This window comes from Kosakonia sp. YIM B13571 (genome assembly GCF_042788095.1).
GTDB classification, from domain to species: domain Bacteria; phylum Pseudomonadota; class Gammaproteobacteria; order Enterobacterales; family Enterobacteriaceae; genus Kosakonia; species Kosakonia quasisacchari.
The window spans coordinates 130345-156879 of sequence record NZ_JBHZPL010000005.1 but is presented as its reverse complement, the minus strand read 5'-3'; the positions used below and the strand labels follow the sequence as shown (position 1 = coordinate 156879).

21 protein-coding genes are annotated in these 26535 nt (G+C 53.8%); 4 read left to right on the top strand and 17 right to left on the bottom strand.

Features of this window, described 5'->3' with window-relative positions:
- Window positions 1–26: 26 nt before the first annotated feature.
- The 9 genes from carB to ribF form a co-directional block, all read right to left on the bottom strand.
- Window positions 27–3251 carry a carbamoyl-phosphate synthase large subunit gene (gene carB, locus ACFX4O_RS14705; RefSeq protein ID WP_380209072.1) on the bottom strand — a complete coding sequence of 1075 codons (3225 nt, stop codon included), beginning with the start codon at window positions 3249–3251 and terminating at the stop codon, window positions 27–29.
- 16 nt (window positions 3252–3267) lie between these two features.
- Entirely contained in the window at window positions 3268–4416 is a 1149-nt protein-coding gene (gene carA, locus ACFX4O_RS14700) for a glutamine-hydrolyzing carbamoyl-phosphate synthase small subunit (protein ID WP_380209070.1), read from the bottom strand.
- A gap of 454 nt (window positions 4417–4870) precedes the next feature.
- On the bottom strand, window positions 4871–5692 hold the full coding sequence (dapB, locus tag ACFX4O_RS14695; RefSeq protein WP_380209069.1) for a 4-hydroxy-tetrahydrodipicolinate reductase: 822 nt from the start codon (window positions 5690–5692) through the stop codon (window positions 4871–4873).
- 136 nt (window positions 5693–5828) lie between these two features.
- Window positions 5829–6743: a ribonucleoside hydrolase RihC gene (gene rihC / locus ACFX4O_RS14690; protein ID WP_380209067.1), complete on the bottom strand. Its 915-nt coding sequence runs from the start codon at window positions 6741–6743 to the stop codon at window positions 5829–5831.
- A 76-nt stretch (window positions 6744–6819) separates the two neighbouring features.
- The gene (gene ispH / locus ACFX4O_RS14685) at window positions 6820–7770 is read right to left on the bottom strand and encodes a 4-hydroxy-3-methylbut-2-enyl diphosphate reductase (RefSeq protein ID WP_131408164.1); all 951 of its coding nucleotides are present in this window, start codon (window positions 7768–7770) and stop codon (window positions 6820–6822) included.
- Window positions 7751–8221, bottom strand: coding sequence for an FKBP-type peptidyl-prolyl cis-trans isomerase (fkpB, locus tag ACFX4O_RS14680; protein ID WP_380209065.1), 471 nt, complete (start codon window positions 8219–8221; stop codon window positions 7751–7753). Before fkpB ends, ispH begins: the two co-directional genes overlap by 20 nt.
- A gap of 74 nt (window positions 8222–8295) precedes the next feature.
- On the bottom strand, window positions 8296–8796 hold the full coding sequence (gene lspA, locus ACFX4O_RS14675) for a signal peptidase II (protein ID WP_086870449.1): 501 nt from the start codon (window positions 8794–8796) through the stop codon (window positions 8296–8298).
- On the bottom strand, window positions 8796–11612 hold the full coding sequence (ileS, locus tag ACFX4O_RS14670) for an isoleucine--tRNA ligase (protein WP_380209062.1): 2817 nt from the start codon (window positions 11610–11612) through the stop codon (window positions 8796–8798). The genes lspA and ileS overlap by 1 nt, the downstream gene beginning before the upstream one ends.
- A gap of 45 nt (window positions 11613–11657) precedes the next feature.
- Window positions 11658–12599 carry a bifunctional riboflavin kinase/FAD synthetase gene (gene ribF, locus ACFX4O_RS14665; protein ID WP_020456497.1) on the bottom strand — a complete coding sequence of 314 codons (942 nt, stop codon included), beginning with the start codon at window positions 12597–12599 and terminating at the stop codon, window positions 11658–11660.
- A 326-nt stretch (window positions 12600–12925) separates the two neighbouring features.
- Here ribF and rpsT point away from each other — a divergent pair, with 326 nt between their 5' ends.
- Window positions 12926–13189, top strand: a complete 264-nt coding sequence (rpsT, locus tag ACFX4O_RS14660) for a 30S ribosomal protein S20 (protein ID WP_003856458.1) — start codon at window positions 12926–12928, stop codon at window positions 13187–13189.
- 47 nt (window positions 13190–13236) lie between these two features.
- Here rpsT and nhaR read toward each other — a convergent pair whose 3' ends face one another.
- From nhaR to dnaK, 4 genes are all read right to left on the bottom strand, one after another.
- Window positions 13237–14136, bottom strand: a complete 900-nt coding sequence (nhaR, locus tag ACFX4O_RS14655; RefSeq protein ID WP_131408170.1) for a transcriptional activator NhaR — start codon at window positions 14134–14136, stop codon at window positions 13237–13239.
- 21 nt (window positions 14137–14157) lie between these two features.
- Window positions 14158–15321 (bottom strand): Na+/H+ antiporter NhaA, encoded by a 1164-nt coding sequence (nhaA, locus tag ACFX4O_RS14650; RefSeq protein ID WP_131408172.1) that lies wholly within the window; start codon window positions 15319–15321, stop codon window positions 14158–14160.
- A gap of 165 nt (window positions 15322–15486) precedes the next feature.
- Window positions 15487–16632 (bottom strand): molecular chaperone DnaJ, encoded by a 1146-nt coding sequence (dnaJ, locus tag ACFX4O_RS14645; protein ID WP_131408174.1) that lies wholly within the window; start codon window positions 16630–16632, stop codon window positions 15487–15489.
- 85 nt (window positions 16633–16717) lie between these two features.
- A complete protein-coding gene (gene dnaK / locus ACFX4O_RS14640) occupies window positions 16718–18631 on the bottom strand; it encodes a molecular chaperone DnaK (protein ID WP_380209057.1) in 1914 nt (637 codons plus the stop codon).
- A gap of 295 nt (window positions 18632–18926) precedes the next feature.
- On the opposite strand from dnaK, the gene satP reads away from it, so the two are divergent.
- Window positions 18927–19493, top strand: a complete 567-nt coding sequence (gene satP / locus ACFX4O_RS14635) for an acetate uptake transporter (RefSeq protein WP_380209055.1) — start codon at window positions 18927–18929, stop codon at window positions 19491–19493.
- A gap of 49 nt (window positions 19494–19542) precedes the next feature.
- Here the strand turns inward: satP and ACFX4O_RS14630 are convergent, their stop codons facing one another.
- The 3 genes from ACFX4O_RS14630 to tal all read right to left on the bottom strand — a co-directional run bounded on the left by ACFX4O_RS14630 (window position 19543) and on the right by tal (window position 22625).
- Window positions 19543–20850, bottom strand: a complete 1308-nt coding sequence (locus tag ACFX4O_RS14630; protein ID WP_380209053.1) for an MFS transporter — start codon at window positions 20848–20850, stop codon at window positions 19543–19545.
- A gap of 126 nt (window positions 20851–20976) precedes the next feature.
- A complete protein-coding gene (mog, locus tag ACFX4O_RS14625; RefSeq protein ID WP_131408180.1) occupies window positions 20977–21564 on the bottom strand; it encodes a molybdopterin adenylyltransferase in 588 nt (195 codons plus the stop codon).
- Window positions 21565–21671: 107 nt separating this feature from the next.
- Window positions 21672–22625 (bottom strand): transaldolase, encoded by a 954-nt coding sequence (gene tal, locus ACFX4O_RS14620; protein WP_380209051.1) that lies wholly within the window; start codon window positions 22623–22625, stop codon window positions 21672–21674.
- Window positions 22626–22920: 295 nt separating this feature from the next.
- On the opposite strand from tal, the gene ACFX4O_RS14615 reads away from it, so the two are divergent.
- Both ACFX4O_RS14615 and yaaA read left to right on the top strand, forming a co-directional pair.
- Window positions 22921–24351: an alanine/glycine:cation symporter family protein gene (locus ACFX4O_RS14615; protein ID WP_380209049.1), complete on the top strand. Its 1431-nt coding sequence runs from the start codon at window positions 22921–22923 to the stop codon at window positions 24349–24351.
- A 79-nt stretch (window positions 24352–24430) separates the two neighbouring features.
- A complete protein-coding gene (gene yaaA / locus ACFX4O_RS14610; protein WP_380209047.1) occupies window positions 24431–25204 on the top strand; it encodes a peroxide stress protein YaaA in 774 nt (257 codons plus the stop codon).
- A 42-nt stretch (window positions 25205–25246) separates the two neighbouring features.
- Here the strand turns inward: yaaA and thrC are convergent, their stop codons facing one another.
- On the bottom strand, window positions 25247–26533 hold the full coding sequence (thrC, locus tag ACFX4O_RS14605) for a threonine synthase (protein WP_380209045.1): 1287 nt from the start codon (window positions 26531–26533) through the stop codon (window positions 25247–25249).
- Between the last annotated feature and the right edge of the window lie 2 nt (window positions 26534–26535).

Here is a 26535-nt window from a genome sequence, read left to right as displayed (position 1 = left end):
CTCCGCAAGGGAGAGAGGGGGGCGGATTATTTATTAATCTGCGCGTGCATTTCCTGCACGGAAATCACTTTTTCAGTGGCATCGGCATTCAGCGCCATCGCGGTAGCAAAGCCGCCGTTCAGCGTGGTGTCGTAATGCACTTTATACTGCAGCGCGCTGCGGCGAATCAGCTTGGAATCCTCAATCGCCTGGCGCCCCGCCGTGGTGTTGATGATGTAGGTGTATTCGCCATTCTTAATACGATCCTGAATGTGCGGACGACCTTCATGCACCTTGTTCACCAGACGCGGGTTAATGCCGGCCTCACCCAGCACAATCGCTGTACCGTGGGTTGCATCCAGCTCAAAGCCCTGTTTCAGCAGTTTGGCGGCGAGATCCACCACGCGCTCTTTATCCCCTTCGCGTACCGACAGCAGCGCGCGCCCCTGTTTCTTCATGGTCGAGTTACTGCCAAGTTGCGCTTTAGCAAAGGCTTCGGCAAAAGTACGCCCCACGCCCATCACCTCACCGGTAGAGCGCATTTCTGGCCCTAACAGCGGGTCAACACCCGGGAATTTATTAAACGGCAGCACCACTTCTTTCACCGAGTAGTACGGCGGGATAATCTCTTTGGTGTGGCCTTGCTGTGCCAGCGTTTTGCCGGTCATCACGCGCGCAGCCACTTTTGCCAGCGGCAAGCCGGTGGCTTTTGAGACGAAAGGAACAGTACGCGCGGCACGTGGGTTCACCTCAATCAGATAAACTTCGTTATCTTTCACCGCAAACTGCACGTTCATCAGGCCGCGAACCTGCAACTCAAACGCCAGCTTCTGTACTTGCTGGCGCATCACATCCTGAATTTCTTGACTCAGGGTGTAAGCAGGCAGCGAGCACGCGGAGTCGCCGGAGTGCACACCCGCCTGTTCGATATGCTCCATGATGCCGCCAATCAGCACACTTTCGCCGTCGCAAATCGCATCGACATCCACTTCCACCGCGTCGTCGAGGAACTTGTCCAGCAGTACTGGTGCATCGTTGGAAACGCTGACTGCGGTCATAAAGTAGCGGCGCAGGTCGATTTCGTCGTAGACGATTTCCATGGCGCGACCGCCGAGGACGTAAGAAGGGCGCACCACCAGCGGGTAAGTGATCTCTTTCGCTTTTTCAATCGCCTGCTCCAGCGCCGTCACCGTGGCGTTAGCAGGCTGTTTCAGTTTCAGGCGTTCAACCGCATGCTGGAAGCGCTCACGGTCTTCCGCACGGTCGATAGCGTCCGGGCTGGTACCAATCACCGGGACACCGGCAGCTTCCAGTGCACGCGCCAGTTTCAGTGGTGTCTGACCACCGTACTGCACGATAACGCCTTTCGGTTTTTCGATACGCACAATTTCCAGCACGTCTTCGAAAGTAACCGGCTCGAAGTAGAGACGGTCAGAGGTGTCGTAATCGGTCGACACGGTTTCCGGGTTGCAGTTGACCATAATGGTTTCGTAACCATCTTCACGCAGCGCCAGCGACGCATGCACGCAGCAGTAGTCGAACTCAATCCCCTGGCCGATACGGTTTGGCCCGCCGCCGAGCACCATGATTTTTTCACGATCCGGGTTCGGATTGGCTTCGCACTCTTCTTCATAGGTGGAGTACATGTAAGCAGTATCAGTCGCGAACTCCGCCGCACAGGTATCCACACGCTTGTAAACCGGGTGCAGGTTGTACTGGTCGCGCAGTTTACGGATTTCTGCTTCGCGCACACCAACCAGCATTGCCAGACGCGCATCGGCAAAACCTTTACGCTTCAGGGTGCGCAGGAAGTCAGCATCCAGCCCGTTGATGCCAACGCTTGCAACCTGCTCTTCCAGGCGCACCAGCTCTTCGATTTGCACCAGGAACCAGCGGTCGATGTTGGTCAGGTTGAACACACCGTCAACAGACAACCCCGCGCGGAACGCATCGGCGATGTACCAGATACGCTCGGCTCCCGCGTCTTTCAGCTCGCGGCGGATTTTCGTCAGGGCTTCCGGGTCCTCAAGACTCACTTTCGGGTCGAAACCGGTCACCCCTACTTCCAGCCCACGCAGCGCTTTCTGCATTGATTCCTGCTGAGTACGACCAATCGCCATCACTTCACCGACAGATTTCATCTGCGTGGTCAGACGGTCATTCGCGCCCACAAATTTCTCGAAGTTAAAGCGAGGAATTTTGGTCACAACATAGTCGATAGACGGTTCAAACGACGCCGGAGTACGCCCGCCGGTGATGTCGTTCATCAGCTCATCCAGCGTGTAGCCCACCGCCAGTTTCGCCGCGACTTTAGCAATCGGGAAACCAGTCGCCTTCGATGCCAGCGCCGAAGAACGCGATACACGCGGGTTCATTTCGATAACAATCAGACGACCGTTTTTCGGATTCACCGCGAACTGTACGTTAGAACCGCCGGTTTCAACGCCGATTTCACGCAGTACCGCCATCGAGGCATTACGCATGATTTGGTACTCTTTATCGGTCAGTGTCTGCGCGGGTGCAACAGTGATGGAGTCGCCAGTATGAATGCCCATGGCGTCGAAGTTTTCAATCGAACAGACAATGATGCAGTTGTCGTTCTTATCGCGCACCACTTCCATCTCGTACTCTTTCCAGCCAATCAGCGACTCATCAATCAGCAGCTCATTGGTAGGCGAGAGATCCAGCCCACGGGCGCAAATCTCTTCAAACTCTTCGCGGTTATACGCGATACCGCCGCCGGTGCCGCCCATCGTAAAGGAAGGGCGAATAATGCACGGATAGCCGACATCAGCCGCCACCGCCAGCGCTTCATCCATGGTATGCGCGATACCGGAACGCGCCGTGTCGAGGCCGATTTTTTTCATCGCAATGTCGAAACGACGGCGGTCTTCCGCTTTATCAATCGCATCGGCAGTCGCGCCAATCATGGTGACACCAAACTCTTCCAGCACGCCCTGGCGTTCCAGCTCCAGCGCGCAGTTCAGTGCGGTCTGACCGCCCATGGTCGGCAGAACCGCATCCGGGCGCTCTTTTTCGATAATTTTGCGCACTACTTCCCAGTGGATCGGCTCAATATAGGTCGCGTCCGCCATCTCCGGGTCGGTCATAATGGTCGCCGGGTTAGAGTTCACCAGAATGACGCGGTAACCCTCTTCGCGCAGCGCTTTACACGCCTGCGCGCCAGAGTAGTCAAATTCACATGCCTGGCCGATAACAATCGGGCCAGCACCAAGGATCAGGATACTTTTTAGGTCTGTACGTTTTGGCATTGCTCTTTTCTCCTGATTATTTGGCGGTATTACGATACTGCTCAATTAACTCAATAAAGTGGTCAAACAGCGGCGCGGCGTCGTGCGGGCCAGGGCTTGCTTCCGGGTGTCCCTGGAAACTAAACGCCGGTTTATCGGTGCGATGAATGCCTTGCAACGTGCCATCGAACAGGGATTTGTGCGTTACGCGCAGATTTGCAGGCATTGACGCTTCATCAACCGCGAAACCGTGGTTCTGTGCGGTAATCATCACCGTATTGTTGTCGATATCTTTTACCGGATGGTTACCGCCGTGGTGGCCAAACTTCATTTTTACCGTCTTCGCACCGCTCGCCAGCGCCAGTAACTGATGGCCCAGGCAGATACCGAACACCGGAATATCCGTTTCAAGGAACGTTTTAATCGCTTCGATGGCGTAATCGCATGGTGCCGGGTCGCCAGGACCGTTAGACAGGAAGATACCGTCCGGATTGAGCTTCAGGACATCCGCCGCCGGGGTTTTAGCCGGAACGATTGTCAGACGGCAGCCTCTGTCCACTAACATGCGCAGGATGTTGCGTTTTGCGCCGTAGTCGTATGCCACGACGTGGTACGGCAGCTCACTCTCGCTTTTCGCTGGTGGCAGATCATCCGCCAGTGTCCAGCTGCCTTGTGTCCAGTTGTAGGTTTCCGCTGTTGTGACTTCTTTTGCCAGATCCATGCCGTTCAGACCCGGGAACGCTTTCGCTTTTTCCAGCGCCAGTGCGGCGTCAACATTATCGCCGGCGATAATGCAGCCGTTCTGCGCGCCCTTCTCACGCAGCAGACGGGTCAACTTACGGGTATCGATATCAGCAATCGCCACAATATTATGGCGCTTCAGGTAAGAAGAGAGGTCTTCGGTATTGCGGTAGTTGCTGGCAATCAGCGGCAGGTCGCGGATGACCAGGCCTTGCGCATGTACCTGAGAGGATTCTTCGTCAGCAGAGTTGGTGCCGACATTGCCGATATGAGGATAAGTAAGAGTAACGATTTGGCGGGAATAGGAAGGATCAGTGAGGATTTCTTGATAACCGGTCATTGAAGTATTGAAAACGACTTCCCCAACCGCCGTGCCCGTTGCCCCTATGGCCCGACCGTGAAACTGGGTTCCGTCTTCCAGAACCAATAGCGCTGACTTAATCAAAACACCCTCCAGAGAATATTCACTCACTTTATTTGCATATTAATTCATATTGAGAGCTTGAATCAATGCAAATTTGCTTGCCGTGGATTTTTGGCAAACGGCGGCATTCTGGAGAGATGTCGGTTAAAAGTCAACTTTTCTCCGGTATTTTTCTTATTGTTTTACGCCACTGCCCCTTTTTACTGGATTTAATCGATAAAAATAGCAAACAAACTCACAGGGAAAACGCTTGCGCGCTGAGAAAATTGCAATTTCTAACGGTGGATATCAAAAAAGTAGACCAGATGGTCAAAATTTACAATTAAGAAACATAAAACAGAGAGATAAACAGAAATTATGGCTGGATTGGGTAAAATGAAGGGTGAAAAAGGAAAAATAAAAGGGCAATAAAATATTGCCCTTTGCAATCAATTAATTATGACTGCAACAACCACATCACGATGGGTAATAAACCTTATAAGTTATTGAGATCAAGCACGTCTCGCATATCAAAAAGGCCATTATTCTTTCCTTTCAACCATAAAGCGGAGCGAACCGCACCATTGGCAAAAGTCATGCGACTGGAGGCTTTATGTGTGATTTCAACACGTTCGCCAATATCGGCGAACATCGCGGTATGTTCGCCGACGATGTCGCCTGCACGTACCGTAGCAAAGCCAATCGTGCCGGGCACACGCTCGCCGGTGTGCCCTTCGCGTGCATAAACCGCACACGTTTTTAAATCTTTATTCAGTGCACCGGCAATCGCCTCGCCCATCGCCAGCGCCGTTCCCGACGGAGCATCGACTTTGTAGCGATGGTGCGCTTCGATAATTTCGATATCGGTGTAATCTCCCATTACTTTTGCCGCTTTCTCCAGCAGCTTCAGCATGACATTGACACCAACGCTAAAGTTGGCAGCAAAAACAATGGCGATAGCCTGCGCCGCCTCGGTAATGGCCTGCTTGCCAGCATCATCAAAACCGGTGGTACCAATTACCATTGCTTTATGGTGCTGGCGACAGAAAGCCAGATGCGCCAGCGTGCCTTCCGGGCGGGTGAAATCGATAAAAACATCGAAATCATCTTTCACCGCCTCGAGGCTGCTCTGCACGGTCACACCGGTTTTCGCCGCGCCAGCCAATTCCCCCGCGTCGCTTCCCAGCAGGGAAGAACCTTCGCGCTCCAGCGCAGCGCCTAGTTCGACGCCGTCCATTGCCAGTGCCGCCTGAATCAGCTGACGGCCCATACGCCCGCCAGCGCCCGCGATGGCTACGCGGATTGGTGCATCATGCATAGTTGTGCTCTTTTGTTAAAAAAATGCGTAAGAATCGTTTCCAGATTAACCAGCCCGTGTCGGAGCCACCAGCCGAAAACGCCGATAATAAGAAATTAATGATATACAGCCGGAAATATCAGTAAAAGGCATGATATTAAGGTGCCAGCACCAACACCTCGGCGACCCAATGACGAAAACCCTCTACGTCGATTTCCAACGCCACCTGCGCATTGGGTTGCCGTCCCAGTTTGCCTTCAATGTCCACCACCGTCGTCCCGGCGGTGTATTGCCCCTGAGTCTCCACGGCGACAAAACAGGATTTCAGCGTAAACAGTTCCGGACGCGCCAGCCAGGCAATAGCGCAGAGGTCGTGCATCCGCAGCCCGGTCGCCATGTTGCCGCTGCGATAGTGGCTAAATAACGCATGCAACATTTTTCCGGTGTTATTGAGCGCAGGCAGCGCCGCAAGATATTCCGGTGTCAACGTCGCACGGTTGGTCACATCCAGACCGCACATCACGATCTCCAGCCCGCTGTTGAACACGCGCGCGGCGGCCTCGGGATCGATAGCGATATTAAATTCAGCATTGGGCGTAAAATTGCCGCGTCCGGCGGAGCCGCCCATCATCACCAGACGGCGAATGTTGAACTGGCACTCCGGGTAATGCGTTAGCAGCAGCGCAATGTTGGTTAACGGGCCGATGGTGACCAGCGTTACCGGTTCCGGCGAGGCCAGCAGCGCATCGCGGATGGCCTGAAAAGCCGGGATAGCCAACGGCTGGCGCTGATGCGCAATAAAATCGTAGCCATCCATGCCGGATTCGCCATGTACCTCGGCGGCGCTGTACAACGGGCGCAACAGAGGGGTTGCGGCGCCCTGCGCCAGCGGAATATCCGCCTGCCAGAAATTCAGCAGTTGCAGGGCATTACGGGTGGTTTTTTCCAGCGAAACATTACCGGCAACAGTGGTGACAAGTTTGAGATCGCACTGCGGCGCGAACAGCGCAGCGGCAAGGGCAACGGCATCATCGATACCGGGATCGGTGTCGAGAATCATGGGTAAACGCATAACGCCTCCACAAAAATTATCCATAAAAAATGCCAGACTCAGTCTGGCATCTTCGCATAAAGCTTCGCGTAAAACGTTATTCGACTTCGCGAACATCCACCCGCAGCTCTTTTGGCACTTCGAAGACAATATTCTCTTCGCGCCCTTCCAGCGGAATCGCTTCGCCGCCGCCCAATTCCTGCAAGCGGACAATAACATTTTGCACCAGGATATCCGGCGCGGAAGCCCCGGCGGTGACGCCCACGCAGTTAATGCCTTTCACCCACGCCTCCTGAATATCAGAAGCATCATCGATGAGATACGCCGCCTTGCCCATCCGCTGCGCCAGTTCAGCCAGGCGGTTAGAGTTAGAGGAGTTTTTCGAACCAACCACCAGCACCACTTCCGCCCGCTCCGCCAGCGCACGTACGGCTTCCTGCCGGTTGGTGGTGGCGTAGCAAATATCGTCTTTGCGCGGGCCGACAATCTGTGGGAAACGCGCACGCAGCGCGTCAATCACATCTGACGTATCGTCCACGGAGAGCGTGGTTTGCGTCATAAACGACAGTTTACCCGCGTCTTTGATATCCAGTGTGCCAACATCTTCCGGCGATTCGACCAGGTACATACCCCCTTTCGGGTTGCTGTACTGGCCCATAGTGCCTTCCACTTCCGGGTGTCCGGCGTGGCCAATCAGAATAGCTTCTTCACCGCGGCGACTGGCGCGCGCCACTTCCATATGCACTTTGGTCACCAGCGGGCACGTGGCGTCAAAGACGGTCAAATCGCGGCTTTTCGCTTCGTTACGCACCGCCTGAGAGACGCCATGAGCGGAGAAAATCAGGATCGCGCCATCCGGCACTTCGCTGATTTGCTCAATAAAGATTGCGCCACGTTCACGCAGGCTATCGACAACATAGCGGTTGTGCACTACTTCATGGCGCACATAAATCGGTGCGCCGTAGAGAGCCAGCGCGTTTTCAACAATGCTGATAGCGCGGTCAACGCCGGCGCAAAAACCGCGCGGGTTAGCCAACAGGATCTGCATTTGTTTCCCCCAGTGCCGGATCAACTTCCAGCACGTCGATATCAAAATGAACGGTTCTGCCCGCCAGCGGATGGTTAAAATCGACGGTAATCGAATCACCGTTGACTTCACGGATCACGCCCGGCATTTCGCTGCCGTCCATTGCGGTAAAGAGCATAATCGCACCGACTTCCGGCTCCCCGGCATCCATAAATTCGCGACGCGAGAAGTACTGAATCAGATCCGGGCTCGGCGTGCCAAATGCGGCGTCTGGCTCCAGAGAAAAGACTTTTTTTTCCCCGGCTTTCAAGCCAAGCAGATGTTGTTCCAGTCCTTCGGAGAGTGAACCGTCGCCAAGACGAAACAGCGCCGGTTTGCCATTATTGCGGGTTGACTCGGCAAGAGAGCCATCTTCGAGCTTAAGCGTGAAGTGCACCAGCACCGCGCTATCGCTCTGTACGGATTTAGACATGCAGGTTGCTCTTTATGTTTTCGTGTTGTATTGCCCGGCAGTCATTAGCTTACCGGGCCTACAAAGCGGTTTGCTTATGCTTGCTTCTTCGCGGCCGTTGAGGGCAGGAAACCTTCCAGCACGATCAGCGCCGCGCCAATACAAATTGCAGTATCGGCAAGGTTAAAGGTAGCAAAATGCCAGTCGCCCATATAAAAATCGATCATATCGACGACAAAGCCATGCCACAGGCGATCAAAAAGATTACCCAGCGCGCCGCCGATGATCAGCGCATAGGCGATATTGTTCAGTTTTTGCGAGGCCTTAGCGCGATACATCAGCACCGCCAGCACCACGCAGATACCAATAGCGATACCTGCGAAGAACCAGCGCTGCCAGCCGCCGCTGTCCGCCAGAAAACTGAATGCCGCGCCATAGTTGCGCGCGTAGTGCAAATTAAGCGACGGGAACAGCGACACCGTATCCCCCAGAGCAAAATTCTGGAGGATCAGGTATTTGCTGCCCAGATCGATAATCAGCACGACGACTACCAGCCACAGCCAGCGCAGCCCTGTTGAAGAAATCGATTTACTCATCAGGCAAACTTACGTTTTTCGCCGTCACCGGCGACGTTGCTTACACAGCGTCCGCAAATATCTGCGTGTTCCGCCACCTGACCGACATCGGTGGTGTAATGCCAGCAGCGCGGGCATTTCTCACCTTCGGCTTTGCTCAATGCGACTTTCAGACCTTTGAGCAGCTCGCTCTGCTGTGCATCCGCAGAAGCGCTGGCATAATCCGCAACTTCCGCGCCGGAGGTCAACAGGACAAATCGCAATTCCGTGCCCAGCGCTGTCAGCTTCGCTGCCAGTTCCGGCTCGGCAAACAGCGTCACCGCAGCTTCCAGCGAACCACCGACTTTCTTGTCGGCGCGCGCCTGCTCGATAACCTTGTTCACTTCACCACGCACTTTCAGCAGCTCGTCCCAGAAGGCATCGTTCATCGCTTCGCTGTCTGCCAGGCCAAACAGACCTTCATACCACTCACCGGTGAACACATATTTCTCGCGGGGACCTGGCAGATAACCCCAGATTTCATCAGCGGTGAAAGACATGATCGGTGCCATCCAGCGCACCAGTGCTTCACAGATGTGATACAGCGCGGTCTGACAGCTACGGCGCGCCACGCTGTCCGCTTTCGCGGTGTACTGGCGGTCTTTGATGATGTCGAGATAGAACGAGCCCATTTCGATGGAGCAGAAACGCATCAGGCGCTGCACCACTTCGTGGAAGTCATAGGATTCATAGGCTTTCAGGATATCGTCCTGTGCCGCTTTCGCGCAGCCGACAGCCCAGCGATCCAGCACCACCATCTCTTCCGGTTTCACCATATCTTTTACCGGATCGAAACCGTTCAGGTTCGCCAGCAGGAAGCGCGCGGTGTTACGGATACGGCGATAGCTGTCGGCAGCGCGTTTGAGGATCTCGTCGGAAACCGCCATCTCACCGGTGTAGTCAGTCGATGCTACCCAAAGACGCAGAATATCCGCGCCGAGTTTGTTCATCACTTCCTGCGGTGAAACGGTATTGCCGATGGATTTGGACATTTTGCGTCCTTGGCCATCAACGGTGAAGCCGTGAGTTAACACCTGGCGGTACGGCGCCTTGCCTTTCATCGCCGTGGAGATCATCAGCGAGGACATAAACCAGCCGCGATGCTGATCCGAACCTTCCAGATACATATCTGCCGCATGACCAGCAAATTCCGGGCGCACGTCGACAACAGAGGCATGGGTTGAACCTGAGTCAAACCAGACGTCCAGCGTATCCGGCACTTTGACATAGTTGTCGGCATCGTCGCCCATGATGTCGCGCGGGTCGAGATCCCACCATGCCTGAATGCCATCGACTTCAACGCGTTTGGCAACGGCTTCAATCAGCTCCAGTGTGCGCGGGTGCAGCTCTTCGGTGTCTTTATGCACGAACAGCGACATCGGCACACCCCAGGTACGCTGACGGGAAATACACCAGTCCGGGCGGTTAGCAACCATCGATTCGATACGCGCCTGGCCCCAGTCCGGGATCCACTGCACGCCTTTGATCTCACTCAGCGACTGCGCGCGCAAACCTTTCTGATCCATGCTAACGAACCACTGCGGCGTCGCACGGAAGATGATCGGCGACTTATGACGCCAGCAGCACGGGTAGCTGTGCTGCATTTTTTCAACGTGCAGCAACGCACCTTTGTCTGTCAGCAACGTTACGATGAGGTCGTTCGCTTTAAAGACGTTAACGCCATCCAGCGTCGGATAAGTCCCCGGCAGATAGGTGCCATCCGGGCCAACCGGGTTGGCGATTTCCAAACCGTATTTCAGGCTAATGGTGTAGTCATCCGGCCCGTGACCACCTGCGGTATGCACCGCGCCAGTACCGGCTTCCAGTGTGACGTGATCGCCGAGGATCGCCGGAACGTCGAAGTCGAGGAACGGATGCTTAAAGCGCGTCAGTTCCAGCTCGGAACCTTTTACCGTGCCCAGCACCGTGTAATCAGTAACGCCGATGCGTTTCATCACGCTATCGACCAGATCTTTCGCCAGGATCAGCGCCTGACCGTCAATCTGCACCAGCGCATAGTCAAACTCCGGAGAGAGAGAAATTGCGCGGTTCGCAGGCAGCGTCCAAGGTGTGGTGGTCCAGATAACCAGCGAGATTGGGCCATTAACGGTAGAGGTACCAAATTTCGCTTTCACTGCATCTTCATCGACAGCGTGGAACGCAACATCAATAGACGGAGAGGTTTTGTCGTAGTACTCCACCTCTGCTTCTGCCAGCGCGGAACGGCAGTCAACGCACCAGTGCACCGGTTTGGCGCCTTTCAGCAGGTGACCATTGCCGATGATTTTACCGAGCGCACGAATGATATTGGCTTCGGTTTTGAAATCCATGGTCAGGTAAGGGTGCGACCAGTCGCCCAATACGCCGAGGCGGATAAAGTCTTTACGCTGACCATCAACCTGCGTGGCGGCGTATTCGCGGCATTTGGCGCGGAATTCGGCGGCGGTAAACTTCTCCCCCGGTTTGCCGTATTCCTGCTCCACTTTCAGTTCAATCGGCAGACCGTGGCAATCCCAACCCGGAACATAAGGCGAGTCAAAACCTGCGAGCCCTTTGGACTTCACAATAATGTCTTTGAGAATTTTGTTAACCGAGTGACCAATATGAATGCTGCCATTCGCATATGGAGGGCCATCATGCAGAATGAAGGTTTTTTTGCCTTTTTTCGCCGCACGGATGATGCCGTACAGATCATCATCAGTCCAACGCGCCAGCATCCCCGGTTCGCGCTTAGCGAGATCGCCGCGCATCGGGAACCCTGTTTCCGGCAAATTCAGGGTAGATTTATAGTCACTCATCAGATTCTCGGTTCCGTATTTCGGTTTGATTAATACCACCAGGCCTTAAGAAGCCGGTTTAGATAGCCCAAAAAAGTCGCGGGCCGCTACCTCATCTCGGGCGATTTGCGCTTTCAGCTCGTCAAGCGAGGCAAATCGCTGCTCGTTGCGTAATTTTTTACGCAGTACAACATCTATATGGCGCCCGTAGAGGTCCATTACAACGTCCAGCAAATGCACCTCCAACTGCTGGCGCACACCGGCGACTGTTGGGCGAGTGCCAATATTGGCAACGCCGGGAAGGACAGCATCGCCCAGTCCAGCCACTTCGACCGCATACACCCCTTTGACCGGGGATACCTGACGGCGCAGCGGTAAGTTCGCCGTCGGGAAACCAATGGTGCGCCCCAGTTCATCGCCGTGCACAACGCGCCCGGAAATCGTAAATGGGTGGCCCAGTAAATTGGCAGCCAGTTCCAGATTATCTTCCGCCAGCGCCTGTCGCACGGCCGTGCTACTCACGCGCACGCCACCTTGACAGAAGGTTTGTGTGCTGGTGACGCTGAAACCGTACTTTTCACCGGCCTTCTGTAATAACAAGAAATCCCCCTGGCGACCAGCGCCAAAACGGAAATCGTCACCGACTGCGAGGAATTTCACACCAAGGCGTTCAACCAGCAAATCGCTGACAAACGTTTGTGCGGTGAGCGCCGCAAAACGGCGATCGAAACGTACGCAGAGCACGTAGTCCACGCCACAATCGGCCAGCAAGCGCAGCTTTTCACGCAGGCGGGTCAGCCGCGCAGGGGCTTTTTCCCCAGCGAACAATTCCAGCGGCTGCGGCTCAAAAATCATCACGACCACCGGCAGGCCACGAGCACGCCCTTCGGCACCAAGCCCTTGTAATAGCGCCTGATGGCCTCGATGCACACCATCGAAATTACCAATAGTCAGCACACACCCATGCGGTGCCTGGCTGAGATTATGTATGCCGCGTATCAGCTTCATGTCTGGCTCAAAACAGTGAAAATCGTCGGATTATACCTTGTACAGCGGGCGACGTTAACCGACGATTGCCTTAACAACGCAGAAAGGGGAAGGATTTCATTGGGCTGTCTACCTATGCCATGAAAATCTGCCTTCGATAACGATTTTTCTGGCGGAAAAGCTGTATTCGCGACACGCAAGCTGTTAGAATCCTGCGCCATCAATACGTAACGAGCGTTGTATCTTAACGGCGCTTATTTGCACAAATCCATTGACAAAAGAAGGCGAAAAGGGCATATTCCCCGGCCTTTGAATTGTCCATATAGATCATATTTGGGAGTTGGACCTTGGCTAATATCAAATCAGCTAAGAAGCGCGCCGTTCAGTCTGAAAAGGCTCGCAAGCACAACGCTAGCCGCCGCTCAATGATGCGTACTTTCATCAAGAAAGTATACGCAGCAATTGAAGCTGGCGACAAAGCCGCTGCGCAGAATGCATTTAATGAAATGCAACCGATCGTGGATCGCCAGGCCGCTAAAGGTCTGATCCACAAAAACAAAGCAGCGCGCCATAAGGCTAACCTGACCGCGCAGATCAACAAACTGGCTTAATCGCTACTTTGTTGGCTTTGTGAAAAAACCCGCTTCGGCGGGTTTTTTTATTTCTGCGCTGGCGTGAAAAGCGTGGCGTAATCCCGATTGCAGATACGCTGTACAGCAGGGTGCTGGATCATCCGTTCTGCAAAAATGGCGTGATACTCTTCCATCACGTTTTCCACCCGGCCGATTTCTACCATGCGATCGTCAGCGTAGAAATCATCGGCATATAATGTCGGTGCAACGAAAATGGCATTATGCGCCGCACCAAAGGCTTTCATTAGCGCCGCATCATCAAACTCGCCCAATATTTCCACCTGCAATCCCTGCGCGTTAAACCAGTTCAGCAACTTGCGTCCGAGCATCGAACGGCGGCCAGGTATTAACAGGCGTCGTTCTTCCAGGCAAGCCGGAAAAGTTTTTTTGAAGGATAAGTCGCCGCACCAGAAACTGACGCTACATTCGCCAATTTTTACCGAAAACAGCCCTTCCTGTTGCGTGGAGTCGATAGGGCAATCGGAGATAATCATATCAAGTTGATGCTGGCTCAACTGTTCCAGCAGCAGTTCGTGCGTGGATTCAAAGCAACGTAAATGAATCGGTTCCCCTTCCTGCACAACAGCATCAAGAATACCGCTTACCAGCCTTTTCGAGAGCGCATCAGCGACGCCAACATCAAACAGCAAGTTTGACTCTTTGCGATAGTTGATGATGTCGAGCATCTCCTGGCTGAGAGTGAACATCTTGTCAGCATAACGGAAAACCAGCGCTCCCAGTTCGGTGGGTTCCAGCCCTCTTCCTCTACGTTTGAAAAGCTTGCCCTGTAAGCGATCTTCGAGCGCTTTGATCTGCCCGGTGATGGTTTGTGGCGTCAGAAAGAGCGCCTCCGCCGCGCCAACGACGGAGCCTTCCCGATAGACATGCCAGAAGTAATAGAGATGATTGTAATTTATATACGACATCGTCCTTTGTCCTACTCACCGTCAGGCACGGATAATACGCGTACGCAGCAGGCAGTAACCTGTTACCGCCGAGATAATAGAGCCCGTCAGGATCCCAAGCTTACTCCAGGCAACCATCTCCGCATGCGCGTCACCAAAGGCCAATGAGGAGATAAATATCGACATGGTAAAGCCAATACCACACAGCACGCCGACGGCCATAATTTGTTTGAACACCGCACCTTGTGGCAACCTCGCCAGTTTTAAGCGCAATGCCAGCCAACAAAACAGCGAGATCCCCAGCGGCTTGCCAATAACAAGACCTGCGATAATACCCAATGGCAGCACATCTCCCAGCCCGGACAGGGACATTCCATGTAATGAGACGCCCGCATTAGCAAACGCGAACAACGGCAGGATCAGCCAGCCAACCCACGGGTTAATAGCATCTACCAGTTGATGGAGCGGCGAGACGCCCTTTTCTTCACGCAGTGGAACAAAGAAACCGACAACGACACCTGCAAGCGTCGCATGTACACCGGATTTCAGTACCGCTGTCCACAAGACAACGCCGACCAACATATAAAGACCAATACGGCGGACATTGAGGGCATTCATCAATGCCAGCACCACAATGGAGGCAGCCGCGACACCCAACGCCAGGGTGGAAAGGTCGCTGGTATAGAACAGTGCGATGATGATAATCGCGCCAAGGTCATCAATGATCGCCAGCGCCATCAAAAACACTTTTAACACGGGCGGAACGCGGTTGCCCAACAGCGCCAGCACTCCGAGAGCGAAAGCGATATCGGTAGCTGTGGGAATGGCCCAACCATGGCTTGCCAGCGGATTGTGGTAATTAAACAGCAGGAAGATCAGCGCCGGTGCCACCATGCCGCCAAGCGCTGCGATAACCGGGAACACAGCCTGCTGACGGCTGGCGAGCGTGCCCTGAACCAGTTCATATTTCACTTCCAGACCGACCATCAGGAAAAAGATTGCCATCAATGCATCGTTGATCCACAGCAGCATATCTTTTTTGATCTCCAGCGAGCCGACTTTCAGCTCAACGGGCGTTTGCAGAAAAGAGCTATATAAATCCTGAGTAGCACCGAGGTTGGCGCATAGCATCGCCAGTGCCGCCGCAATGATCAGCACAATGCCGCCCGAGGCATCGCTGCTAAAGAAGCGTTGCAATAATTTCATCTTGTTCTCCGATCCCTGTAACGTCGTGGCGGCTATCTTACTCCGCTCTAATCCTCGACAAAATCAGATTATTATTGCGTATAAACTCTCTTTTTCCGAGCAATTGAAAAGCTGATAAAAAAAGCCCGGCAGAAGCCGGGCCTGATAACGTGCTAAGAAGAAGGATTAGCGGGTTAAATCGTCAAAGAATTTCTTCACGCCATCGAAGAAGCTTTTGGAACGCGGGCTGTTATGTTCACCTGTCGGGCCGCCAAAACTATCCTGCAGATCTTTCAGCAACTGTTTCTGCTTGTCGTTCAGTCCGACCGGAGTTTCGACCACCACGCGACACAGCAAGTCACCTTGCGCACCGCCGCGCACGGATTTCACACCTTTGCCGCGCATACGGAACAGTTTACCTGTCTGAGTTTCGTTCGGCACTTTCAGCTTCACGCGCCCGTCCAGCGTCGGTACTTCGATTTCACCGCCCAGCGCCGCCATGGCAAAGTTGATCGGCACTTCGCAGTACAGGTTGTTGCCTTCACGTTCAAAGATCGGGTGCTGTTTCACCTGCACCTGAACATACAGATCGCCTGCCGGTGCACCGTGCTCACCCGCTTCACCTTCACCGCTCAAACGGATACGATCGCCGGTATCCACGCCCGCTGGGATTTTAACAGACAGGGTTTTGGATTTTTCGACGCGGCCATGACCGTGACATTTGTTGCACGGATCTTTAATCAGCGTACCCCGGCCCTGACAGTGCGGACAGGTCTGCTGCACGGCAAAAAAGCCCTGGCGCATCTGCACCTGGCCTGAACCGTGACAGGTCGGACAGGTCTGCGGCTGCGTACCCGCTTTCGCGCCGCTGCCGTGGCACACGTCGCACTCTTCAAGCGTAGGAATACGGATCTCTTTCGTGACGCCGCGAACCGCTTCTTCCAGCGTCAAATCCATGTTGTAGCGCAAATCCGCGCCGCGCGCCGCGCGCTGACGACCACGGCCACCACCGAAGATATCGCCAAACACGTCGCCGAAAATATCGCTGAAGTCCGCACCGCCGCCAAAACCGCCGCCGCCGAACCCACCACCGCCCATGCCGCCTTGTTCAAACGCCGCATGGCCATATTGATCGTAAGCCGCACGTTTTTGGGCGTCGGTCAGGACTTCGTAGGCTTCTTTAATCTCTTTAAATTTGGCTTCGGCCTCTTTATCGCCCTGGTTGCGGTCCGGGTGATATTTCATGGCCAGGCGTTTATACGCCTTTTTGATTTCACGCTCTTCCGCTGTTTTCGGAACGCCTAAAATCTCGTAATAGTCTTGCTTCGCCATCGGTTTATCTGCCCCTTAACATACGAGCACGGGCGTGGAGAAAACCCCGACGCCCGTGCTGGTTATCTACCCTGCATCAGGGCGATTATTTTTTGTCTTTTACTTCTTCAAACTCGGCGTCAACAACATCGTCATCTTTCGCGTTATTCGCAGAAGCATCAGCACTCGCCTGCTGCTGCGCATGCTGTTGCTGTGCGATTTCCAGCAGTTTCTGGGAAGCCTGCGCCAGTGCCTGCATTTTCGCTTCGATATCTGCTTTATCTTCGCCTTTCAGCGCAGTTTCCAGCTCGCTCAGCGCAGCGTCGATAGCAGTTTTATCTTCAGCTGGCAGTTTGTCGCCGGCTTCTTCAACCTGCTTACGGGTGCTGTGCAGCAGATGGTCGCCCTGGTTACGGGTCTGCACCAGCTCTTCAAATTTACGGTCAGCTTCAGCGTTTGCTTCAGCATCGCGTACCATTTTCTGGATTTCGTCTTCGTTCAGACCAGAAGAAGCCTTGATGGTAATCTTCTGCTCGCGGTTGGTATTTTTGTCTTTTGCAGACACATGCAAAATACCATCTGCGTCGATGTCGAACGTGACTTCAATCTGCGGCATACCGCGCGGAGACGGGTTGATGCCATCAAGATTGAACTGACCCAGCGATTTGTTATCAGACGCGCGTTTACGCTCACCCTGCAGCACATGGATGGTTACCGCAGACTGGTTGTCTTCCGCAGTAGAGAACACCTGGCTGTGCTTGGTCGGGATAGTGGTGTTTTTGTTGATCAGCGCAGTCATCACGCCGCCCATGGTTTCGATACCCAGCGACAGCGGGGTAACGTCCAGCAGCAGAACGTCTTTCACTTCACCCGTCAGAACACCGCCCTGCACCGCAGCACCGATAGCAACGGCTTCGTCCGGGTTAACGTCTTTACGCGGCTCTTTACCGAAGAACTCTGCCACTTTTTTCTGCACCATCGGCATACGCGTCTGGCCACCAACCAGGATCACGTCGTTGATGTCAGATACGGACAGGCCCGCATCCTGCAACGCAACTTTCAGCGGCTCGATGGAACGGTTAACCAGGTCTTCAACCAGGCTTTCCAGTTTCGCGCGAGTCACTTTGATGTTCATGTGTTTCGGACCGGTCGCATCTGCAGTGATGTACGGCAGGTTCACGTCGGTCTGCTGCGCGGAAGAAAGCTCAATTTTCGCTTTTTCTGCCGCTTCTTTCAGACGCTGCATCGCCAGTGGATCGTTACGCAGATCGATGCCCTGATCTTTCTTGAACTCTTCTACCAGGTAGTTGATCAAACGGCTGTCGAAGTCTTCACCACCCAAGTGAGTATCACCGTTGGTTGCCAGAACTTCGAAGGTTTTTTCGCCATCAACTTCATCGATTTCGATAATAGAGATATCGAAAGTACCGCCACCCAGGTCATATACCGCGATAGTACGGTTGCCGGTTTCTTTATCCAGACCGTAAGCCAGCGCTGCCGCTGTCGGTTCGTTGATAATACGTTTTACTTCCAGACCTGCGATACGACCAGCATCTTTGGTTGCCTGACGCTGCGCATCGTTAAAGTAAGCCGGAACGGTGATAACAGCTTCAGTTACCGGTTCACCCAGGTAATCTTCAGCGGTTTTCTTCATTTTTTTCAGCACTTCAGCAGAGATCTGCGGCGGTGCCATTTTGGTGCCTTTTACATCAATCCACGCATCACCGTTGTCGGCTGCGATGATTTTGTACGGCATGATAGATTCGTCACGCTGGACTTCCTCGTCCTGGAAGCGACGGCCAATCAGGCGTTTGATCGCAAACAAGGTGTTTTGCGGGTTCGTCACTGCCTGACGTTTAGCCGGCTGACCTACCAGAGTTTCGCCATCCTGTGTATAAGCGATAATAGAAGGCGTGGTGCGATCGCCTTCGGCGTTCTCCAGCACACGAGCCTGAGCACCATCCATAATGGCTACACAAGAGTTGGTTGTCCCAAGGTCGATACCAATAATTTTACCCATCTAAACGTCTCCACTAAAAATTCGTCATCATGTGGTTGTGAACCTGTAATAAGGGCGAAACGTGCGGTTTCAACTACCCTGTATTGTTTTTTTTCAGACTCACACACTGCGGTTGACTACAAGATGGGGTCGCAAGCTCGCGCATCAAGGGGGAGCGGTAAAAAATTTTTTAATTTACACCTGTTCAGATCATAGACAGGTTCAATGGCGCTATTTATGATGCCGCGCCCCGCCTCCTCAATACTGACGCGGGGCTTTCATTTTCCCTTTTCATATTGATTTATTTTGAGGAATTATGGGCAACACTAAGTTGGCTAATCCGGCTCCGCTGGGCTTAATGGGCTTCGGCATGACCACTATTCTGCTTAACCTGCACAATATTGGTTTATTCCCGATGGATGTCATTATCCTGGCGATGGGCATTTTCTATGGTGGTATCGCACAAATTTTTGCTGGTCTGCTTGAGTATAAAAAAGGCAATACCTTCGGCTTGACTGCGTTCACCTCCTATGGCTCTTTCTGGTTGACGCTGGTGGCTATTCTTCTGTTCCCGAAAATGGGGCTGGCAGAAGCAACAAACGGCCACTTCCTGGGCGTTTATTTAGGCATCTGGGGCGTATTCACACTGTTTATGTTCTTCGGTACGCTGAAAGGCGCACGCGCGTTGCAATTCGTCTTCCTGAGCCTGACGGTGCTGTTCGCACTGCTGGCGATCGGCCACCTGGCCGATAACGAAGGCATTGTCCACGTTGCAGGCTGGGTAGGTCTGGTATGTGGCGCAAGCGCTATCTATCTGGCGATGGGCGAAGTGCTGAATGAACAGTTCGAGCGCACCGTACTGCCAATTGGCGAGAAGCATTAATCCTTCCGCAAACGGATAAAACAAAACGGAGCCATTTGGCTCCGTTTTTTTATGATTGCTGTACCGCGCCTTCAGCCACTTTATCCTGGTGATGAAGATCCTGGCGCAGCAAAATCCCCAATCCAAGGCCAAGCAGCGACAGCGCCAGCACGTACCATGCGGGAGCCATCGGCGAGACACCCATCAGCATGGTGACGGCAATCGGCGTCAGCCCGCCGAAAATGGCGTACGAAACATTATAAGAGAATGAAATACCGGTGAAACGCACTTCTGCCGGGAAGGCACGCACCATGACATAGGGCACCGCACCCACCACGCCAACGCACAACCCCACCACGCCATACAAAAGAAACAACTGCTCAGGATGGCTACCGACCAGGTGATAGAAAAACCAGCTGGAACAGGCCAGCAGAATGCTGCCAACGATAAAAGTACGGCTGGCACCAAATTTATCCACCAGCAGCCCGGCAGCAAGGCAACCAAAACAGAGCATCACAGTGGCGATACTGTTCGCCTGGAGCGTCAGCGCTGGCGCGAAACCATACTGTTTTTGCAGCCAAACTGGCGACATCAGGATCACCACCACAATCCCGGCGGACAACAACCAGGTCAGCAGCATGGAAACTACCACTGCTTTTTTATGGTTTAGCACCACGGATTTGACCGGCAACTCCTGCGCTAATGCCTTTCGCTGCTGCATCTCAAGGAAAATCGGCGTCTCCTGCAACCAGCGGCGCAAGTACATTGCCACCAGACCAAACGCCCCGCCAAGCAGGAATGGAATACGCCAGCCGCCATCATGAACAGCCTGCTGCGTCATGCTGGTATTCACCAGCGTAGCGACTACGGAGCCGAGCAAAATGCCCACCGTCAGCCCCGCGGTCAACGTCCCGCAGGCGATGCCAATCCGGCGAGCCGGAACATGTTCTGCGACAAAAACCCAGGCGCCAGGCACTTCGCCACCAATCGCCGCGCCTTGCAGCACGCGCATTAACAACAACAGTAACGGCGCAACAATTCCCATCGAGACATAGGTCGGCAGCAAACCAATCGCCAACGTGGGCAGCGCCATTAGCAGGATGCTGAGCGTAAACATCTTTTTGCGCCCAACCAAATCGCCGAAATGTGCCATTACAATACCGCCAAGCGGGCGAGCCAGGTAACCGGCGGCAAAAATGCCAAAGGTTTGCACCTGGCGAAGCCATTCCGGAATGTCGGGAGGGAAGAAGAGCTCGCCGACAACAGCGGCAAAGAAGACAAAAATGATGAAATCGTAAAACTCCAGCGCGCCACCCAGCGCGGCCAGCGTCAGCGTTTTATAATCCTGTCTGTTCAGAGGGCGTGTGTAAGTTGACATAGCGGACCGTTTGTAAAGAGGGAGTGTTAATTTAATTATTACAAATAATGTAAATTAAAAATTACTATACCGTAAATAAATCAACACTCCAGAGACGGCATTGCTTATCTTAGAAAAGCGTCATTTTTAGGATAATGTTTCGCGCCTTGCGCTTTTAGGCCGGAAAGATGCTACTACTTGCGGATCAGTTTCGACATATGGCCCATCTAATAACTGTACACAATACGGTACACTGGCAAAAATACCCGGCACTTTCACGGTGCCATCCTGGTCTTTAAGCCCTTCCAGCGTTTCTTTTATCGATTTCGGCTGGCCAGGCAAATTGAGGATCAGCGCCTGTTTGCGGATCACACCGACCTGTCGGGAAAGTATGGCGGTTGGCACAAAATTGAGGCTGATTTGCCGCATCTGCTCGCCAAACCCTGGCATCTCGCGGTCGGCTACCGCCAGTGTTGCATCCGGCGTCACATCGCGGCGAGCAGGTCCGGTTCCACCGGTAGTGAGCACCAGATGGCAACTCATCTCATCGACCAGCTCGCACAGGGTTTGCTCAATAACGCTTTGCTCATCCGGGATCAGGCGAGTTTCAATATGAAAAGGCGTCGTCAGAGCGCTCGCCAACCACGCTTCCAGTGCAGGTAAACCTTTGTCCTGATAAACGCCACTGGAGGCGCGATCGGAAACCGAAACTAAACCAATGCGTAGTGTGTCCATATTCATTCCGTGCAAAAAAACAATTTAACGAAATGATACACGCTGAGGAGAAAGGCAAACAGAGTAGAGAGAAGAAGCGTGACCGGGAACCCGGCCACGCCTGATGATTACAGCAGATCGCCGATCATTTTTTCCAGTTTTTCCTGATCAACGGCAAACTTACGAATACCGTCCGCCAGTTTATCTACCGCCATCGGATCCTGGTTGTGCTGCCACAGGAATTCCGCTTCGGTGATGCGCTCAGGACGCGCTTTCACTTCGCCGGTGTAAGCGAGTTTACGCTCAATAGCGCCCGCGCTTTCAGACAGATCTTTCAGCAGCGGCGGAGCGATGGTCAGACGGTCACAGCCCGCCAGCTCAATGATTTCGCCAGTATTGCGGAAGCTTGCGCCCATCACCACGGTTTCATAGCCGTGCTGTTTGTAGTACTGATAGATTTCCGTGACGGAAACCACACCCGGATCTTCTGCCGGTGCGTACTCTTTCTTGTCGGTATTGGCTTTGTACCAATCGAGAATACGGCCAACGAACGGAGAGATTAGGAACACGCCCGCTTCGGCACATGCCCGCGCTTGTGCAAAAGAGAACAGCAGCGTCAGGTTACAGTTGATGCCCTCTTTTTCCAGCTGTTCAGCCGCACGGATACCCTGCCATGTAGACGCCAGTTTAATCAGGATACGATCGTTGCTGATGCCCGCATCGTTGTACATTTTGATCAGGCGTTTTGCTTTCGCGATGGACGCGTTGGTGTCGTAAGAGAGACGAGCATCCACTTCGGTAGAGATACGGCCTGGGATCAGTTTGAGAATTTCCAGACCAATGTTCACTGCCAGTCGGTCTGTTGCATCGACAACCTGCTGCGCACGGTCGCTGCTCTGGCTGCGCGCCCAGGTCACGGCGTCATCAATCAGTTTGCGGTATTCCGGGATTTGGGCAGCCCCAAGAATCAGAGAAGGGTTGGTTGTTGCATCCTGCGGCTGGTACAGCTTCATTGCCGCGATATCTCCGGTATCAGCCACGACTGTGGTGTACTGACGCAGGGAGGTCAATTTATCCGTCATGATAATATTTCTCTTTAAACGATACCCTAATACTCCACGCTAAGACCGACGACGCGTTGCTGCGCCTGGCGCATTAACGCAGCCAGCGCACCTGAACGAGAAGTATGACGAGTATACTTGTTAGGGGGATGTAACCGGTCTGCCCTGATGATAACACGACGCCTTGCCAGCGCAACCGCAGACAATGCTCTGAAAATTGTATGGTAAACTCACTTAATTAATTGCCTGCGAAGTGATGCGTACACTCCGACACCCACCCCCCAGGCCAACCCCGGCATCAACAAGAGGAATGTTAATGCCTGAATTTTTCTCATTCATCAGTGAAATACTCTGGGGCTCATTGATGGTTTACCTGCTGGCGGCGGCAGGTATCTGGTTTGCTTTTCGCAGCCGGTTTGTCCCCTTCCGTTTCATTCGTGATTTTGGCCAAAGTCTGAAAAGTAGCCGTGTGGCACAACCTGGCGCGCTCTCCTCGTATCAGGCGTTATGCCTGAGCCTTGCGACCCGGCTCGGCAGTGGCAACCTGGCGGGCGTGGCGTTTGCCCTGACCACCGGCGGCCCTGGGGCGATTTTCTGGATGTGGATTTCCGCCATCATTGGCATGATCATTAGCTTTGCCGAGTGCTCGCTGGCGCAATTGTACAAAGAGCGTGATGCCAACCAGCAGCTGCGCGGCGGCCCCGCCTGGTATATGGAGCGCGGGCTGGGTATGCGCTGGATGGGCGTGCTGTTTTCCATTTTTTTGCTACTAACCTACGGCCTGGTGTTTAACACTATTCAGTCCACGGCGATGGCACAGGCCATGCGTTATGCGTGGAACGTACCCGGTTTTATCAGTGGGATCGTGCTTGCGGCTTGTGCTTTCCTGTACATGCTCAAAGGGCTTAATAACGTTGCACGCTTGATGCAGTGGGTGGTGCCGGTAATGGCGCTGGCCTGGATTGTCGTCAGTTTTGGCGTCAGCCTGTGGCATGCCAATCTGCTACCCACTGTTCTTGTGAACATTGTTAAAAGCGCTTTTGGCTGGCAGGAAGCGGCAACCGGAACCATGGCTTACACCCTAAGCCAGGCCATCACCAGTGGTTTTCAACGTAGCATGCTCGCGAATGAAGCAGGTATGGGATCGTCACCCAACGCCGCCGCAACCGCGGCATCATGGCCTCCACATCCTGTCGCCCAGGGTTTTGTGCAGATGATCGGCGTCGTGACAGATACCTTTCTGGTCTGTACCGCCAGTGCGCTTATTCTGCTGCTATCGGGAATTGCGCCAGCCACGGGCGCGATCGGCGGAACACAATTGATGCAGCAGGCGATGGTGTCACTGACAGGAAGTTGGGGCGCGGGTTTCGTTGCCGCCATCGTGGCGCTGTTTGCGTTTACCTCGATTGTGGCGAACTACACCTATGCGGAAAACAACCTGATCTTCTTGCGTCGTAATAGTGCAAGGAATATCTGGTTACTGCGCATGGCGGTGTTGCTGATGGTGCTGATGGGTTCTTTTTTCAGCCTGCCGATAATCTGGCATATCGCCGATGTGATGATGGCGCTGATGGCCATTACCAACCTGACCGCGATCCTGCTGCTTTCGCCAGTGGTGAGAGTGCTGGCTCGTGATTACCAGCGCCAGCGTAAACTTGGCGTCATGCCGGTCTTTGATCCGAAGCGCTACCCGGAGATCAAACGCCAGCTGGCGCCGGGTAGCTGGGATGACATTCCCCGTTCGTAGCGCTAATCGCAACTATCGATCAAGTCTGTTGGTTTTTTGCTAAAGTCAGCGGAAATTTCTCGCACAGCAAGGACTGAGTATGCTGATTTTGATTTCACCTGCAAAAACGCTCGATTACCAAAGCCCGCTGGCGACCACGCGTTTTACCCAGCCGGAACTGCTGGATCACGCCCAGCAATTGATTAAGACCGCTCGCAAACTCTCTGAGCCGCAAATCAAAGCGCTGATGGGCATCAGCGATAAACTCGCCGATCTGAACGCGACTCGCTTTCACGACTGGCAACCTGATTTCACCCCGGACAATGCACGCCAGGCGATTCTGGCATTCAAAGGTGATGTCTACACCGGTCTGCAAGCGGAAACCTTCAGCGAGGCGGATTTCGACTTTGCCCAACAGCATCTGCGCATGCTCTCCGGGTTATACGGCGTGCTGCGCCCGCTGGATCTGATGCAGCCGTATCGGCTGGAGATGGGTATCCGGCTGGAGAACGCCAAAGGCAAGGATCTGTATCAATTCTGGGACGATACCATTACCCACAAACTCAACGACGCCATTGCCGCCCAGGGCGACGATATTGTTATCAACCTGGCATCAGATGAATATTTCCGCTCGGTCAAAATCCAAAAACTGAAAGCCAGAGTAATCAAACCCGTGTTCCTTGATGAGAAAAACGGCAAGTTTAAGGTCATTAGCTTCTACGCCAAAAAAGCGCGCGGGTTGATGAGCCGCTACATCATTGAGCAGCGTTTGACGAAACCGGAGCAGTTAGCCGGGTTTGATAGCGAAGGGTATTTCTTTGATGAAGAAGCGTCCGTGCAGGACGAAATGGTGTTTAAGCGTCACGAGAAATAAGCGTTATGTTTCCCCCGCCAGCAGGCAGGGGAAACACAGACATTACGCTTTGCTCATCATCAACTGACGCAGTGCGGAGAAATCCGCAGGCAACTGGTGCGAAAGCAGAGGTAAGTCGGCGCGATCTGCCAGCTCTTTCGGCAGCGGCAAGGTTTCACCGAGGATCGCTTCGACGCTCTCTTTAAACTTCGCCGGATGCGCGGTGCCGAGGAACAGACCGTACTCACCCGGCTGCAGTTGATCGCGCAGCGCGCGGTAAGCAATGGCAGCATGCGGTTCAGAAACGTAGCCCTTGCCTTTCAGCTCGCGGATAGTGGCTTTCGTGGTTTCGTCATTCACCGCCGCATAACCCAGCTCGTTTAAGCGCCAGATCTTACGACGGAACAACTCTTCCACACGCGGCCAGTTATTCGGCTGGCTCACATCCATCGCGTTCGACAATGTCGCCTGCGTCGCTTTAGGCTGCCATTGCCCCTCTTTCAGGAAGCGCGGAACCGTGTCATTGGCGTTAGTGGCGGCGATAAAACGCTTGATCGGCAGCCCCAGCGATTTCGCCAGCAAACCGGCGGTCAGATCGCCGAAGTTACCGCTCGGCACGGAAACCACCAGTTGATTGCGTGCCTCCTGCGGCAGTTGTGCAACCGCTTCAAAGTAATAACAAATCTGCGCCAGCAGGCGGCTGATGTTGATCGAGTTCGCCGAGTTCAACCCCAGTGCCGTTTTCAACTCTTCATCGTCGAATGCCTGTTTCACCAGCGCCTGGCAGGCATCGAAATCCGCGTCGATAGCAACGGTTTCGATATTGCCACCCAGCGTACAGAACAGTTTTTCCTGCAGCGGGCTGATTTTGCCCTGCGGATAGAGGATCACCACACGCACGTTCTTCATTCCGTAGAAGGCGTGCGCCACAGCGGCGCCCGTATCGCCTGATGTCGCCGTCAGAATGGTCACCGGCCTGTCGCCGCTGATAGCACTCAGCATCTGTGCCATAAAACGCCCGCCAAAATCTTTAAACGCCAGCGTTGGCCCATGGAAAAGTTCCAGACAGCCGATATCGCTCTCCACCGGCTTGACCGGCGCGGGGAAGGCAAACGCGGCACGCACGCGGGCTTCCAGCACATCTTCTGGAATTTCATCGCCAATAAACGCCGCAAGGATTTTCGCGCTGCGGGTGATGAAATCCTGCTCCAGCATCGCATCGACTTCGGTCAGGTTAAATTCCGGCAGATCGTGCGGGAAGAACAGCCCCTGATTTTTGCCCAGCCCCTGAGTGACGGCCTGCGCAAAGCTGACCTGTTCGTTATGATCTTTTAAGTTGTAAAGTTTCATTG